The organism is Cohnella soli, from assembly GCF_042655525.1.
GTDB classification, from domain to species: domain Bacteria; phylum Bacillota; class Bacilli; order Paenibacillales; family Paenibacillaceae; genus Cohnella; species Cohnella soli.
This window is the reverse complement of the sequence record NZ_JBHSMI010000067.1, coordinates 451,568-467,084: the sequence shown is the minus strand read 5'-3', so window position 1 is coordinate 467,084 and position 15,517 is coordinate 451,568. Positions and strand designations below refer to the sequence as shown.

Annotated in this window: 11 protein-coding genes; 8 read left to right on the top strand and 3 right to left on the bottom strand. The window is 57.7% G+C overall.

Annotated features, from left to right (window positions below; all coding sequences use genetic code 11):
• Positions 1-25 precede the first annotated feature (25 nt).
• Together ACFPOF_RS31360 and ACFPOF_RS31355 are read right to left on the bottom strand one after the other, a co-directional pair.
• A complete protein-coding gene (locus ACFPOF_RS31360; protein WP_378139743.1) occupies positions 26-1,018 on the bottom strand; it encodes an electron transfer flavoprotein subunit alpha/FixB family protein in 993 nt (330 codons plus the stop codon).
• 122 nt (positions 1,019-1,140) lie between these two features.
• Positions 1,141-1,962 (bottom strand): electron transfer flavoprotein subunit beta/FixA family protein, encoded by an 822-nt coding sequence (locus ACFPOF_RS31355; protein ID WP_378139741.1) that lies wholly within the window; start codon positions 1,960-1,962, stop codon positions 1,141-1,143.
• A gap of 279 nt (positions 1,963-2,241) precedes the next feature.
• Here ACFPOF_RS31355 and ACFPOF_RS31350 point away from each other — a divergent pair, with 279 nt between their 5' ends.
• The 8 genes from ACFPOF_RS31350 (at position 2,242) to map (ending at position 14,202) form a co-directional block, all read left to right on the top strand.
• Complete coding sequence (locus tag ACFPOF_RS31350; protein ID WP_378139739.1) at positions 2,242-4,296, top strand: (Fe-S)-binding protein; 2,055 nt, start codon at positions 2,242-2,244, stop codon at positions 4,294-4,296.
• A 22-nt stretch (positions 4,297-4,318) separates the two neighbouring features.
• Positions 4,319-6,664 (top strand): 3-hydroxyacyl-CoA dehydrogenase/enoyl-CoA hydratase family protein, encoded by a 2,346-nt coding sequence (locus tag ACFPOF_RS31345; protein ID WP_378139737.1) that lies wholly within the window; start codon positions 4,319-4,321, stop codon positions 6,662-6,664.
• A gap of 201 nt (positions 6,665-6,865) precedes the next feature.
• Entirely contained in the window at positions 6,866-8,053 is a 1,188-nt protein-coding gene (locus ACFPOF_RS31340) for a thiolase family protein (RefSeq protein ID WP_378139735.1), read from the top strand.
• A 279-nt stretch (positions 8,054-8,332) separates the two neighbouring features.
• Entirely contained in the window at positions 8,333-10,135 is a 1,803-nt protein-coding gene (locus tag ACFPOF_RS31335; RefSeq protein ID WP_378139733.1) for an acyl-CoA dehydrogenase family protein, read from the top strand.
• Between the two features lie 12 nt (positions 10,136-10,147).
• On the top strand, positions 10,148-11,887 hold the full coding sequence (locus ACFPOF_RS31330) for a long-chain-fatty-acid--CoA ligase (protein ID WP_378139731.1): 1,740 nt from the start codon (positions 10,148-10,150) through the stop codon (positions 11,885-11,887).
• A 158-nt stretch (positions 11,888-12,045) separates the two neighbouring features.
• On the top strand, positions 12,046-12,825 hold the full coding sequence (locus ACFPOF_RS31325; RefSeq protein ID WP_378139729.1) for an FHA domain-containing protein: 780 nt from the start codon (positions 12,046-12,048) through the stop codon (positions 12,823-12,825).
• A gap of 271 nt (positions 12,826-13,096) precedes the next feature.
• On the top strand, positions 13,097-13,285 hold the full coding sequence (locus ACFPOF_RS31320) for a hypothetical protein (protein WP_378139727.1): 189 nt from the start codon (positions 13,097-13,099) through the stop codon (positions 13,283-13,285).
• 131 nt (positions 13,286-13,416) lie between these two features.
• On the top strand, positions 13,417-14,202 hold the full coding sequence (gene map, locus ACFPOF_RS31315) for a type I methionyl aminopeptidase (RefSeq protein ID WP_378139726.1): 786 nt from the start codon (positions 13,417-13,419) through the stop codon (positions 14,200-14,202).
• A 58-nt stretch (positions 14,203-14,260) separates the two neighbouring features.
• Here map and ACFPOF_RS31310 read toward each other — a convergent pair whose 3' ends face one another.
• Positions 14,261-14,995, bottom strand: coding sequence for a hypothetical protein (locus ACFPOF_RS31310; RefSeq protein ID WP_378139724.1), 735 nt, complete (start codon positions 14,993-14,995; stop codon positions 14,261-14,263).
• Positions 14,996-15,517 lie beyond the last annotated feature (522 nt).

Sequence of the window (15,517 nt, the reverse complement as noted above, 5' to 3'; positions counted from 1 at the left end):
CAGGCAGCATGTTGGATGGGAATCCTTAACGTAGCTCCGCAATCAAGGCAGGGACAACTTCGAACAGATCGCCGACGATGCCGTAGTCGGCGACGCCGAAGATTGGCGCGTCAGGATCTTTGTTGATGGCGACGATAACGCGGGAGCGGCTCATGCCCGCGAGGTGCTGAACGGCGCCGCTTATGCCGCAGGCGATGTAGAGGTCGGGGGTGACGGTTTTGCCGGTTTGCCCGATCTGGAGGGCATAGTCGCAATATCCGGCATCGCAGGCGCCGCGCGAAGCGCCGACCGCTCCGCCGAGCAGCGTCGCGAGCTCTGCGAGCGGGGCGAAGCCGGCGGCGCTCTTCACGCCGCGTCCGCCGGCGACGATAATCCGCGCCTCCGCCAAATCGACCGTGCCGGACACCCGCCGAACGACATCGCGTACGAAGATGCGCGAGGGAGGAGGGGTGAACGGCACGCGGCGGATAGGCGCGGCTTGGCCGGCGGTGACTGGCGCCGGGGCGAAGTTGTTCGGGCGGACGGTGACGACGGCAGGCCCGCCAGTTCGGAAAGCGCGCCGCTCGAGCGCTTTCCCCGCGTGCAACGCACGCGTGAACTCGATGCGTCCGTCGCCGCCGCGGGCGGCGCCGAGCGCATCGGAGATTTGCCCCGCCGCGAGCCGTGCCGCGAGCCGCGGGGCAAGATCGCGCCCGATAGCGGTGTGGCCCAGCCACCACCACCGCGTTTCGGGTGCCAACGCTTTCGCCGCCTCCAGCGCGGCGGCGAGGTGCGTATCCGGCGCATAGCGCCCCAAGACGGGGTGATCGACGACGATCACCTCGTCAGGGCCGCTTCGCGCCAGCAGCCCGGCGGCCGCGTCCGATTCCGCGCCACCGGGGCTGAGCAGCACGACGGCGAGACGGTCGCCGTCCGCCATACAACCTTGTGCCGCGGCAATCGCCTCCAGCGATACTCGCCGCAACGAACCGTCCCGACATTCCGCGATGACGATGTGTTGGTTCGACGCTCCGCTCATATTGTTCTCCTCCTCGCTCGTGATTTTGATAGATTATCGTCGCATCATGATGTGCACTCCTAGCAGTCTCGCGCCGTTCAATTCACCCGACAATTCCAACACTTGCGCCTCATCCCGCAACTTCACCTGCCCTCTAACACTTGCGCCTCTTCTCTCAACAATCGCAGCAGCTCTGCAGCTTGCTCTCCTGTCGCACCACTCAGCTTGCGACCAGGCTGACGCGCCGCTGGTACTTCGATACAAACCCGCTCGGTTCGCGGTGCGCCGTCTAGCTCGGAGGAGGAGACCCGTTCTAGCGACACGCCTAAGTCCTGCGGCGTTAACTCGGTTAGCGGCTTACGCTTCGCTTTGATAATACCGGCCAGCGCCGGATACCGCGGCTCGTTCAGCCCTTGTTGCGCGGTTACGATCGCGGGAAGCGTCAGTTCCCAGTCCTCGCTATCGCCTTCGGCGTCCCGAGTAACAAGCAAACGCCCTCCGTCCACCGCTTCGCACGCGACGATGGCCCCCGCATGCGGCCAACCAAGCAGTTCAGCCACTCGAATCGCCACCTGACCAGCACCGTTGTCGATGGACAAATGGCCTGCGAACACGATATCGTATTGCTTCTTGCGAAGCGTCTCGGCAATGAGCATCGCATAAGAGTGTTCATCCGCAGCTTCATCGTCGACGCGTATCCATATCGCTTCGTCGGCCCCCATCGCTAGCGCCGTTCGGAGCGCATCGACCGTTCGCTCCCCTCCGGCGCCAATCGCAATGACTGTACCGCCCAAAGATTCCTTCCAGCGCAAAGCTTCCTCCAACCCGTACTCGTCGTAAGGGTTAATGACTCTTTTCGCTCCGGAATCCTCGATCATACCTTCCCGCACATGTACCGGCTCATCAGTGGCGACGACCGATTTTATCAGCACTGCGATTTGCAAGATGATCATCTCCTTTCTCAACAGCCATCCCGCCCACCCAATCCCTCGCCTGGTAAAGGCTCACCTAGAGGAACGCCGTTGAGCACGTCCTTTTTTGCCGATGTGGGCATACGAGGGGGCGGCTGGCGAATAAATTTTGAATATGACGATCTCATCGTTTCAACGTCTTACTTTCATCGTATGAAACTTTGGCAGCATTCAGAAGATCGCGGACCGCCCGGAGGGCGCCGCGGACCTAGGGCGCGTCTGAAAGCTCCTTCGGAGTATTCAGACACGCCCACGAAAAGGGGGTGACGGCCGATGAGGGGGTGGCTGGCCGCGTTCGTCATCCTGTGCGGACTGGCTGCGTTCGGCTGGATCGTGCTCGGCAAAGCGAAGCTGATTCTGGCGGGACCGCAGGATGGAAGGATGAAGCTGGAGTGGAGGCGAGTACGGCAAACGGTCGTTCAATCGTTCGGGCATCGCCGGTTGCTGCTGGATCGGCGAAGCGGTGCGATGCATCTCGTTTTGTTTTATGGATTTCTGGTGCTCCAGTTGGGAGCGCTTCAAATCTTATGGAAAGGGATGTTCGGCACGGCACTTTCTTGGGCAGACAACGGCGTGTTCTCGCTGCTCCAGGAAACAACGGTTGCACTAGTGCTGATCGCGGTTGTGTACGCCGGATACCGGCGCTATGTCGAGAAGCTCCCCCGTTTGCCGAAAGGCCCGAAACCGCTGCTCGTATTGCTCTGGATTGGAGCCCTCATGTTGTCGGTTATCGCCACTTTGGCTTTCGAACGATTGCAGCAGCAATTGCCCTCATCCGGTGCGGCTCCGCTATCGTCCGGTCTGGCTTCGGCCTTGTCGGAACGCTCAGCCGATATGGGCTACGAAATCGCGTGGTGGGCGCACCTGCTGCTGTTGCTCGGTTTTCTCGTCTATGTGCCTCTTTCGAAACATTTTCATATTTTCACCGCACCGCTTAATTGGCTTCTTCGCCCGGTCGACGCTCCCAAGATGGAGCCGCTGAACCTCGAAGACGAAACCGCAGAGAAGTTCGGCGCAAGCGAACTGGCCGACCTTTCGCGCAAAACTCGTCTGGACTTGTTCGCCTGCGTCGAATGCGGCAGGTGCACCGACGTCTGTCCCGCCGCCAATACGGATAAAGGGCTGTCTCCGATGCATCTGATGACCAAACTCCGCGACGCTTTGCAAAACAAACCGATGTCGTTTCAGCCGGAAGCGGACCGGCCGTTCGCGACGACCGGGCAAGCGAGCATTCGCGCCACGATGGCGTGGCAGACGGACAGCTGGCGACCGAGCGAGACGAAACCGAACTTGATCGGGGAGGTGGTCACCGAACAAGAACTGTGGTCGTGCACGACATGCCGGGCTTGCGAAGAGAGATGTCCGGTAGGCAACGCCCAATTGTCGCCTTTGCTGGAAATACGCCGTTACTTGGTGCTCACCGAAGGGAAGATGCCGTCCGAAGCCCGCAAAACGTTGCAAAACATCGACCGCCAAAGCAATCCGTGGGGTTTTCCGCGCAAAGACCGGACCGCATGGATGGAGGAGTTCGCTGCCAAGGAGGGGTGGCGTATCCCGACGATTCGCGACAATCCGCGGCCGGATTGGCTTTGGTGGGTCGGCAGCATGGGCGCTTACGACGCGCGGGCGAGGAAAGTGACGTTTGCGCTCGCGAAGCTGCTGCATGAAGCGGGTGTATCGTTCGCGGTTCTTGGGACGGAGGAACGCAATTCCGGCGATACGCCGCGGCGGCTGGGCGACGAGTTTCTTTTTCAGGAGCTGTGTAAAACCAACATCGAGACGTTCAGGCGTTATGGCATTAAGAGAATCGTGACCGCTTGTCCCCATACGTTTCATCTTTTTTGGAACGAGTATAAGGATTTCGGTTTCGAGGGGGAGATTCATCACCATACGGAGCTTCTTGCGGAATTAATCCAACGTGGGGCGATTAAGCCCAAACACCCAATCAACCGTACGCTCACGTTCCATGACTCCTGCTACCTGGCGCGTTACAACGGCGTCACTGAGGCTCCTCGGGCCATATTGGCGTCGATTCCGTCATTGGAGACGCGCGAGATGGCGCGTTCCGGCAAACAAGGGATGTGTTGCGGGGCGGGCGGCGGTCGAATGTGGATGGAGGAGCCGGGCAAACGAGTGAATGAGTTGCGGACCGAACAGGCGCTGGCGACCGGGGCTCAGTTGATCGGTTCCGCATGCCCCTATTGTCTGACGATGATGGAAGAGGGAATACGCAAACACGAGGCGGATGATTGGGCGAGTGCGGCGGACGTGGCGGAACTGCTGGCGTTGTCGGTATTCGGGGAGTCGGATAAGCGTTCGCAAAAATAAAACGTCGAGGAGCGTGAAGCGGGTGTGGAACGTTCGGAAAGCGGCGGTCATCGGGGCGGGGGTGATGGGAGCGGCGATTGCCGCACATCTGGCGAACGCAGGCATACCGTGTTTGCTGCTCGATTTGGAAGATCTTGCGGCCAAAGGCGTGGCGAGGCTGAAGGAAACGAAGCCTTCGCCGCTGTATGACCCTGCTTTTGTTTCGCGCATTCGCACGGGGGATCTGGAGCGCGATTTGGCTGAAGCAGCCGATTGCGACTGGATCGTAGAAGCCGTCTCGGAGCGGCTTGAAGTTAAACATGCCGTATGGAAACGCATCGATTCCATCTGGCGAGAGGGGATGGTCGTCAGCAGTAATACGTCAGGGCTGTCGATTAACGACATCGTGTCCGTTTGCGGCGAGGGTTGCAGGAAAAGTGCGATGGTTACGCATTTCTTTAACCCGCCGCGTTATATGAAACTGCTCGAGATTGTGCCAAACCGGGATACTGCGCCGGATGCGGTAGACCGGATGACGCGGTTTTGCAGGGAGCGGCTTGGCAAAGGGGTCGTCCACGCGAAAGATACGCCGAACTTTATCGCCAATCGGATCGGCACGTTTGCCATGCTTGCGACTTTGCGGGCGATGGAGAAACACGGTTTGACGATCGACGAAGTCGACGCGGTGACGGGGCCGCTGCTCGGCCGTCCGAAAAGCGCGACGTTCCGCACGCTGGATCTGGTCGGTCTCGACACGTTCCTTCACGTATGCCGGAACGTCCGGGAGAATGTAGACGATCCGATGGAGGCGGCTGCATTCGCCGATCCGCCTCTCATAGAAAACCTTGTAGCGAAAGGATGGCTCGGTGAGAAAAGCGGCGGCGGTTTTTACCGGAAAGGTTCGACTTCGGTTGATGGAAAACGTGCGATCGAGACGCTAGACCTGGCGACGATGGCATATGGTCCGAGCGCACGCGTCACTTCGCCCGCGCTGGAGGCGGCGAAGATGGCGAAAGGCGCAGCAGCCAAGCTGCGAGCGCTGATGGAAGCGGCGGCGAGCGACCGGCTGGCGGCGTTCGCGCGGGATGTTGTCGAGGCGGCGATCTGTTATGCCGCCGATAAATTGGGCGAGATCGCCGATACCGTCATCGAGATCGATGAAGCGATGAGGTGGGGCTTCAATTGGGAGGAAGGCCCGTTCGAGACATGGGATTCGCTCGGCGTCGCAGCGACGGCTGCGAATCTCCAGGAGCGAGGCAGTGCGGTTCCTATACCGGTAGCGGCGATGCTGGCCAAAGGCTCTGACACGTTCTATATTCGCAAAGCCGGAAGCATGTTCCACTATTCGCAAGGGTACTACAAGTTCGTGGAGGAACGGTCGGACGAGATTTCTTTGCGGCTGTTAAAGGAAAAAGGCCGGACGGTGTTCGCCGGAGATGGAGCCCATTTGGTTGATTTGGGCGACGACGTGGCTTGCCTGGAGTTTCGCTCGCCGAATAATGCGATCGGGCCCGGCGTGCTGGCTGCCATCCGCGAGGCGGTGCGGGAGGTTAGCTTGAATTGGAAGGGACTTGTTCTAGCCAACGAGGGCCGCAACTTCTGCGTTGGAGCGAATCTGATGCTGCTGTTACTCGAAGCCGAGAACGGGGAATGGGATGAGATCGACCTGATCATCCGCGATTTTCAAGAGAGCATGCGTTCGTTGCGGCTGATGCCTCGTCCGGTCGTCGCCGCGCCTCATCGGATGACGCTCGGAGGAGGCGTGGAAGCTTGTTTGCCCGCCGATCGGATTTTGTTTTCGGCCGAAACGTATTTCGGGCTCGTCGAGACGGGCGTCGGGTTGATCCCTGCAGGCGGAGGCTGCATGGCTTCGGCGGCGCTTGCGCATGAACGGGCGGAAGCGGCCGGACTGGACGACGTTGCGGCTCCGCTAACGAAGCTGTTCGAGACGATTGCGATGGCCAAAGTGTCGGAGAGCGGGCACGGGGTGAAAGGGCTCGGGTTCTGGCGTGCAGGCGACGCGGTGCTCATACGAGAAGAAAGTCGGTTGGCAGAAGCAAAGCGGGCGGTGCTGGAACTGGATCGCCGCGGGTATGCGGTACCGGATGCGAACCAGCGGGTGTTGGCAGGAGGCCGCGAGGCGGCGACGGTGATGAAACTTGGCGTCTCGGCGATGCGGCGGGGCGGTTACATTTCTGACCACGATGTCCGAATTGCCGGCAAATTGGCGGATGTTTTGTCTGGGGGTGATGTGCCGGCAGGGACGGAGGTGACCGATCGCTATTTGCTCGACCTGGAGCGAGAGGCGTTCCTGAGCTTGTGCGGCGAGCCGCTCACGCAAGCGCGCATGCGGCATATGCTCGCGACTGGGAAACCTCTACGGAATTAGCCAGGTTAGTTGGCAGTATCAACGAAATAACATTGTGCCGCGCTGTTAATCGCAGTCGGTTGGATGTTTCGCTGAAATAACAACACCTCGCGTTGCTAATCGGCATCAGTTGGCTGTTTCGCCGAAATAACAACGTCTCGCGCCGCTAATTCAGTCAGTTGGACGTTTCTCAACAAATTAATTGTACATGGAGGGATGAACATGTCGGGCAGGGAAGCCGTCATCGTCTCGGCGGTGCGCACGGCGGTCGGTCGGGGCAAGAAGGGCGGCTTCTCCCAGACGCGGCCGGAAGATTTAGGGGCCACCGTGCTGAACGAAGCTGTCCGCCGAGTGCCGGGGCTGCATCCTTCCGGCGTTGATGACGTGATTTTCGGGTGCGCGATGCCGGAGGGGGAGCAAGGGCTGAATGTCGCCCGGTTGTTGGCGCTTCATGCAGGTTTCCCGGTTCAAGTGCCGGCGGTGACGGTCAACCGGTTTTGCGCTTCGGGGTTGCAGGCGATCGCGCAAGCGGCGGCCGCGATACAGAGCGGGTTCGCGGACGTCGTTGTCGCCGGGGGAGTAGAGAGCATGAGCCGGGTTCCCATGACCGGCTTTAAGCTGTCTCCGCATCCCGGATTGTGGGAGACAATGCCGACCGCTTATATGGGAATGGGTCATACGGCTGAACTAGTCGCCAAACGCTGCGGCATATCTAGGGAAATGCAGGATCGTTATGCGGCCGAGAGCCACCGCAAAGCGGCGCAAGCCGTCGTCACCGGGCGATTTGACGAGGAGATCGTGCCGATAACGACTAAAATTTTGCTTGCGGACGATACGACTGGAGAGATTCGTTCTCGAACGGTTACCGTAGCTGCCGACGAATGCGTACGCGCGGACACTTCGTTTGAGAAGCTGTCGGCGCTTAAGCCATCTTTTGCGGTGAAGGGCAGTGTGACCGCGGGCAATTCGTCGCCATACAGCGATGGGGCGGCCGCACTCGTTCTTATGAGCCGGGAGAAAGCAGAAAGCTTGGGCATAGTTCCGTTTGCGGTATTCCGCTCGTTCGCGGCGACGGGGCTGCAACCAGAGATTATGGGGTTAGGACCGGTCGAAGCAGTTCCGCTAGCGCTTAGGCAAGCGAAGCTGACGACCGAGCAAGTGTCGCTTTGGGAAGTGAACGAAGCTTTCGCCGCCCAAGTCGTCCCGGTCATCGACCGGCTCGAGCTTGACCCCGAGCTCGTTAACGTCAACGGAGGGGCGATCGCCCTAGGCCATCCGCTCGGGTGTACCGGAGCGAAGCTTGCCGTTACGCTTCTGCACGAGCTGAGAAGGCTCGGTGGAGGGTACGGCGTCGTTACGATGTGCGTCGGCGGCGGCATGGGTGCGGCAGGTGTGTTCGAGGTGCTGTAGTCGCACGCCCTTGTGGTGCTCGAGCCAAGAGTTACTTCGCCAGCCGCACTAATTCGCCTCTTGAAGGGTCATCGAGCAGGTAATTACTTCGCCAGCCGCACTAATTCGCCTCCTGAAAGGTCTTCGAGTAGGTAGTTACTTCGCCAGCCGCACTAATTCGCTCCTTGAAGATTCTTCGAGCAGGTAGTTACTTTGCCAGCCTCGCTAAATCGCTCCTTGATGGGTCTTCGAGCAGTTTGTTACTTCGCCAGTTGTACTAATAAAAGGAGGTGGCGCACGATGGCGCAGACGCAGGGTAATCCGGTGCGAGGAGGCGGCAGGTTCGTCGTCGAAGACGCGAAGCCGGAGCATGTCGTGACGCCGGAAGATTTCACGGAGGAACAACTGATGTTGGCCGACACAGTACGCGCATTCGTTGAGCGCGACGTGAAGCCGCGCGACGCCGACATCGAGAAGCTCGATTACAGCTTGACCGTGCAATTCATGCGCAAGGCCGGCGAAATCGGCCTGCTCGGCGCCGACATACCCGAGGCGTACGGCGGGCTCGGGCTCGACAAGACAAGCACGACGCTGCTCGCGGAGACGCTCGCTCCGGCTTCGTCGTTCGCGCTGTCGGTCGGAGCGCATACGGGCATCGGCACGCTTCCGATTGTGTTCTTCGGTACGCAGGCGCAGAAAAGCCGCTGGCTGCCGAAGCTCGCGACCGGCGAACTCATCGCTGCATATTGTTTGACGGAGCCGGGTTCCGGTTCCGACGCGCTCGGTGCCAGAACGACTGCCGTCCTAACGGACGACGGAGAGCATTACTTGCTGAATGGATCGAAGCTGTATATTACGAATGCCGGTTTCGCCGACGTATTTATCGTGTACGCCAAAGTGAACGGCGAACATTTTAGCGCATTTGTCGTCGAACGCGGTACACAGGGATTCTCGATTGGGCAGGAGGAGCATAAGATGGGCATTAAGGGCTCGTCTACCCGTCCTCTATATTTCGAAGATGCCCTCATCCCAGCGGATCAATTGCTCGGCGAAGTGGGCAAGGGTCATCTTATCGCCTTCAACATTCTAAACATCGGCCGCTTTAAGCTGGCCGCTGGCTGCCTTGGGGGAATGAAGGAAGCGATCCAGTTGTCCGCCACTTACGCGAATGGAAGGCAACAGTTCGGCAAACCGATCTCGTCTTTTCCGCTCATCGCAGCGAAGCTGGCCGACATGAACACGAGAACGTTTGTGGCAGAAAGCATGGTGTATCGGACAGCGGGGTTGATAGACGACTCGTTGTCGGGAGTAGACTCCGCTCAAGAGGACGGAGGGCTCAACGCGGCCAAGGCGATCGCCGAGTACGCACTGGAATGTTCGATTAATAAAGTGTTCGCATCGGAAGCGTTGGACGATATCGTCGACGAAGGCGTGCAAATTCATGGAGGCTGCGGCTTCATTCAGGAATACAAAATCGAAAGACTGTATCGGGATTCGCGTATCAATCGGATTTTCGAAGGGACGAACGAGATCAATCGGCTGCTCATTCCGGCGACGCTGCTTAAACGCGCGCTGAAAGGCGAGTTGCCGCTCATCGATAAAGCCCAGCAGCTGCAGCAAGAGCTGCTGAACCCCGCACCGCTGTCGTCGCGGAATCAAGAGCACACGCCGACATCCGCCGCATCGAACATCTTGTCGGCGCTGAAGAAGACGTTCCTGATGGTTGGCGGTCTTGCAGTGCAGAAATATGGCCTTCGTCTGGAGCGCGAGCAGGAAATTGTCGCAGCTCTCGCGGACGCGATGATCGACCTGTACGCGCTGGAAAGCGCCTTGTTGCGAACCCGCAAATTGGCTGACAAGTCCACGGCAGCTCAGAATCCGCAGCATGCTGCGGACATGGTCGCGCTGTTCGCCGAGCAGGCAGCGGAGCGCGCCGGCGCACGTTCTCGAGCCGTGCTCGCCTCTCTGGAGCAAGGAGAAAACTTAAGGCTTCAACTGTCGGTATTGAAGCGGCTGCTTCGATTTGATCCGACGGATTGCTCCGCTCTGCGCAAGCGAATCGCCGCAAAGGTGATCGCCGAGGAAAGATATGTCGGCACCTAGGGAGGGAGAAGCATGAACGAAGATTCCGGCGAAAAGGGCGAGGTCTTCGGACGCTCCGAAGCCAGGCCATGGCTGGATCGTTATCCGTTGCAGATTCCTCATGCTTGCGATTATCCGAAGACGAACGTCGCCGGGCTTCTGCTGGATGCCGCGCGCGACTATCCCGACCACGAGGCGATTGATTTCCTCGGGAGGCATTACACGTACAAGGCGCTTTTGCGGGAATGCCGCCGATTCGCGAATGCCATGCGATCCCATCCCGATTTCGCCAAAGGAGACCGTCTGGCGATTATGCTGCCCAATTGTCCGCAAGCGGTTATCGCCTATTTCGGCGGTTTGATGGCAGGTGCGGTGATCGTCCAGACGAATCCGATTTACACCGAGAGAGAATTGCATACCCAATTGGCCGATTGCGGAGCGACAACGCTCGTTACGCTAGACCTGCTGTTACCTCGCGTTTTGAAGGCCAGAGAAGGAACAGCGCTGGGGAGAATCGTGGTGACGACGCTGTCCGACGGACTTCCTTTTCCGAAAAATAAGCTTTACCCTATCAAAAGGCGCCGGGAGTATCCCGATCTGAAAGTGGACTATCGTGCGGCGGGTGTCGAGCGCTGGTCCCGACTTATCCGTAAAGGCAAGAGCGTTCCGATCTGCGAAGAAGCAGACGCCTCGCAAGACACTGCGATGCTGCAATATACGGGAGGGACAACCGGCAAGCCGAAAGGCGTTATGTTGACCCACGGCAATCTGCTCGCGAATACGGAGCAGATTGCCGCATGGTGCTGCCGGCTGGAGGATGGTAAGGAAAAGTATTTGGCCGCATTGCCGCTGTTCCATGTGTTCGGTTTGACGGTGCTTATGAACCTGGCGATCAAGAAGGCGGGGGCGCTCATTCTCGTCCCCAGATTTGAGCCGCGAGCGGTGCTAGATACGTTACGCAGAAGAAGGCCGACCGTATTTCCGGGGGCGCCGACCATGTACATCTCGCTGTTGAACAGTCCGCTCGCGAAGCCCGACGATTTCTCGTCTGTTCGCGTATGCGTCAGCGGAGCGGCTCCGCTTCCGAAGGAACTGCAGGAGAAGTTCGAACGGATGTCAGGAGGGCGGTTGATCGAAGGTTACGGCTTGACGGAAGCATCTCCGGTCACGCACTGCAATCCGGTGTGGGGATATCGCAAATTCGGTACGATTGGAGTGCCATTACCAGGAACGGATGCGCGAATTGTTGGAGCAGAAGATCTCGATCCGTTGCCGTATGGAGAGCTTGGGGAACTCGTTGTGAAAGGCCCGCAGGTAATGGCGGGTTATTGGAATCGTCCGGAAGAAACGGCGGCGGTGCTGAAGGACGGTTGGCTCCGGACGGGAGACATCGGTACGATGGACGAAGATGGATTTTTTACGATTATGGACCGTAAAAAAGACTTGATTCTTGCGGGGGGTTACAATATTTATCCGCGAGAGGTCGAGGAAGTTCTGTTCGAGCATCCTGCAGTGAAGGAGGCTTCCGTGCTCGGCGTGCCGGACGATTACCGGGGAGAGACGGTTAAAGCGTACATTGTGCTGAAGGATGGCTGGCAGGTATCGGAGATGCAGCTCGATAAGTGGTGTCGGGAGAGACTTGCACCGTATAAAGTGCCGAAGGCGTATGAATTCAGAGCGAGCTTGCCGCTGTCGCTAATCGGCAAAGTGATGCGCAGAAAGCTGAAGGAAGAGCTTGCGCAACGGGAAGAAGTCCCGAATGAGCCCGGTTGAATCATGAGAATTATCGGATGCTTCGAATTGATCGCCCGTATGATTTTCGCTATAATAAACCCATGCTCTCAAAAATTGGGTTTCTTTTCTGAAAACAAACGTAAGCGTTTACATGTCAACAAGTAGAAAATGCGTGAAAGTCAGGGGAGGTGAGAAAGGTGAAGAAGCAGTTCAAACAATATCAAGACTGGAGGGATCGAATTAAGGGGAGCAATTTTGCTCAATCGGCTGTATTAGCGGTGATCGGACTTGCCGCATGGACGGCCGTTCCCAGGGAAGCGTTCGCTTCGAAGCGTGCCGGTACGTCGGTTATTGTCAAAGTCGGTACGCTGCCATTACTGGCGGCGCTCGCCCTAGGCATCGCCGTCGCCATCGGCGCAGTCATCGCTTTCCTTCAATTGACGACCAAGGACAAGGGAATGCAGGCTTTCTCGTCCGCATCCGATCCTCACCAGGAGCCGGACTGGGAGTCTGGAGAAGGTGCCAGCATCGACATGGAGGCCTGGGCGGAAGAGGAGTCAGCGCATCATCCCGAATACGAGGAACCGCTGACGGATTATACGATACCGGTTGCCCGCCTGTTGGAGCAAGCAGGGCCGGCGGAAGCCGCTGAGGACGACGAGCCCAGACTTTGCGGTATTGTCGGTGAGCATGCTGGATGTCGATACAGGTTGACAGGCAGAAGATTAACGATCGGGCGGGACCCGGCTCGGTGCGCTGTGCTTTATCCTTACGAGTCATCGGACATCAGCCGCGTTCATTGCACGGTTCGTTACGACGAGGAGGCGCGGATTTTTCTGCTCGAGGACAACGGCTCATCCAACGGGACATTCCTTAGCGATGGCGAGCGATTAAAACCTGGATCGAAGGTCGTCCTTCGTTCTGGCGACCGTTTTTCGTTGTCGGACCCTTTGCAAACTTTTGAAGTAAGGGACTGACGGCGGGCGTTAAGCGTTAGGGAACAAATGCCTAACGTTTTTTACTTTATCCTCCATCCGAAAAATGGTATACTCAGAAAATGCAGGATCGTTTTCCTTAACGGTAAGTCGCGGTGGAACATCGAAGCTGAATGCAGAACCCGAGTTCAAAGCATCTGCAGCGTCGTATGGACGCAGAAGGCGTGTTTGCTCGGTTCTCCAGGTGGCGAAGTACCGCCTCCGTCCGGGAGTTCGCGCCGGGCCGGAATCCATTCCACTGGGAGGGAATTGCATGGCCAAACGCAGCCACAACGAAGTTCAAGAAAGTTTGCGAGAACTGACTAGAATTTTCCGCCCGAAGGATCCCCGCAAGTTCGTAAGAGATTACATCCGCAAATATAGAATTACCGGTGGTTACGAAGACGAACTTACGATGTTCGTCGAACGTGAAATGAACAAATTAAACACTCCTGCCTCCTAATACGGAGCGGGAATCAAGCCGATACGGAAGCGGGAGTCACCCGGTTGCCTATCGGCTTTTTTGTTTGCGCCGAAGCGTTTTTACCCGTTCCCGAATAAGCATGTAGGAATGGAAACGGAGGTGCGGAGGACATGACGGGCAAAAGGGAAGAGAATGGCAGAAAGCCGAGTGATGGCGTACCGATTCGCAGCCTGGAGGAGATAGCGGCGATCGAACGGGCAGGTAAGTTGGCGGGGCAGTTAAGGCGTGAACTGGGCAGAAGAGTGAGGCCGGGTGTCACACCGCTCGAACTGAACCGTTACGCAGAACAATACATGAAGTTGAAGGGCGCGAAGCCCGCGCAAAAAGGATATCACGGCTATCCCTATGCGATCTGCGCCGCAGTGAACGACTGCGTATGTCACGGGTTGCCGGACGGACGTGCGCTTAAGGAAGGCGACATCGTTACGTTGGATTTCGTCGTCGAGTTGAACGGCTGGATGGCAGACACGGCCTGGACGTTTGCGGTGGGCGAAGTGTCTGAAGACGCCAAGAGACTGCGAGCGGCGGCGTTTCGGGCGATGAGCAGGGGAATCGCCGAAGCGGTTCCGGGCAAACGGACCGGAGATATTGCGGAGGTCATCTGCGCTGTGGCGGACGAGGGTGGATACGGAATCGTGAGCGAGTTCGGCGGACATGGCATCGGACGGGAAATGCATGAGCTGCCCGAAGTGCCCAGCATTGCAATGGCGGGAACAGGGGTGACGCTTCGAGAAGGAATGGTGCTGACGATCGAACCGATACTGACGTTCGGCGACCCGGATATCTATATCGCAAAGGACGGCTGGTCGGTCATGATGACGGAAGGTGGACTCGCGGCTCAATTTGAGCATACAATCGCAATTACAACAGAGGGTCCGCGCATTTTGACTTTATAAGTAAACAGTCGAAAATACCACGAGGGCCGCCCCAGATTGGGAACGGCCCTCGCAGCATTCACCGCGCCGGAGAAGGAGATCCCTTTTCCGGCTTCAAATAAAGCGGAATCGGCGGTTTGTCGCTGTTGCCGAATGTAAATTGGACGAGCGTGTTGAAATCCGCGAGCAGCGGAGCCATCGGCTTTTTCAACCACGCCACCTTCGCGAACTCGAGTGATTGATTGACGTATTCCCTATTCGCTGAAATATGCACTTCCTGCGCACGCGGGAAAGCACTTCGAACAGTATTGCCGATCACTTGCCTTAATTCGGTGGACAAGTCCATGGAGTCCTTATGGCTAAAATACGAGTTGTAAGGGGTCGACACTTGACGGTTACTCCACTTCGAGCTACCGTTGCTGACGTTATACACACCTTCGGTCGTTCCCGTATTGTCCTGTTCATGGGAGCGCTGACCGCCTCTCGCTTCTGCGCCGGTTGCCGTCCAGTCGGTCAAAATCCCGACATACGCATTCTTGTCGGTCAGAAAGACAATCGCGGTATTAATGCCCGGCAGATCGGCCACTTTATTGGATAACGCGCTGCTGTATTCGAAATATTTGTTCTCATGCTGCTTTGGGTCACCGGTCGTCTTGCCGTAAGAGCGCACGCCAGACATTTTCGGATCGTTGCTGGCCCGGCTGGCGTAATCTTGCTTGCTTTTCTGATAAAAAGATTTGTAATTGCAGCCCGCGAACAGGCCGAGGAAGAGCGCGGCGGTTCCGATTAGAGCGAGGATGCGACGGGCGGACATCGTACGACCTCCTTGGATTTAGGGGTGTCTGAACACGCGCTCAAGGGGCCAAATCTGCTCCCCTCGGCGTATTCAGAAACGCCCAAGCGATATCGTTAGCTTGGACAGCCAAGTAAAAAGTATGCGCGAAGTCCGCACATAAAACCCGGCCAATTTGGCAAAAAGAAGGGGGAGGACAATTTAGGGCGTGTCTGCAAACTCACTCAGGGCACCTTTCACCGCCTTTTCGCCCCCTGCTTCGTCGCTTTTGCTTGACGTACCCCCGGTACGCCTTCACAAAAGTTCCTTGCATGGAACGAAAATTCGGCAAAAATTGCTGCCTCGGAGTTTGCAGACACGCCCTAGGCGGACATTGTCGAACAAAGGCGCGGAGTGTCGGACTCCAACGCCTCGCGAAACCTTTGGACAAAGAGGAAAAACGTTCGAAAAGCCTAGAGCGGCAACGATTTTGACAGTTTTGAGAACAATTTGTGAAATGTTTCGTGAACATTGACAATTAGGCGAACGAATCTTTATATTTAG

Excerpts from the sequence above, each read along its gene's own strand:
- ACFPOF_RS31320 (WP_378139727.1), top strand. The coding sequence starts at position 13,097 with ATGGCCAAACGCAGCCACAACGAAGTTCAAGAAAGTTTGCGAGAACTG.
- ACFPOF_RS31310 (WP_378139724.1), bottom strand. The coding sequence starts at position 14,995 with ATGTCCGCCCGTCGCATCCTCGCTCTAATCGGAACCGCCGCGCTCTTC.
- ACFPOF_RS31340 (WP_378139735.1), top strand. The coding sequence starts at position 6,866 with ATGTCGGGCAGGGAAGCCGTCATCGTCTCGGCGGTGCGCACGGCGGTC.
- ACFPOF_RS31350 (WP_378139739.1), top strand. The coding sequence starts at position 2,242 with ATGAGGGGGTGGCTGGCCGCGTTCGTCATCCTGTGCGGACTGGCTGCG.
- ACFPOF_RS31335 (WP_378139733.1), top strand. The coding sequence starts at position 8,333 with ATGGCGCAGACGCAGGGTAATCCGGTGCGAGGAGGCGGCAGGTTCGTC.
- map (WP_378139726.1), top strand. The coding sequence starts at position 13,417 with ATGACGGGCAAAAGGGAAGAGAATGGCAGAAAGCCGAGTGATGGCGTA.
- ACFPOF_RS31330 (WP_378139731.1), top strand. The coding sequence starts at position 10,148 with ATGAACGAAGATTCCGGCGAAAAGGGCGAGGTCTTCGGACGCTCCGAA.
- ACFPOF_RS31360 (WP_378139743.1), bottom strand. The coding sequence starts at position 1,018 with ATGAGCGGAGCGTCGAACCAACACATCGTCATCGCGGAATGTCGGGAC.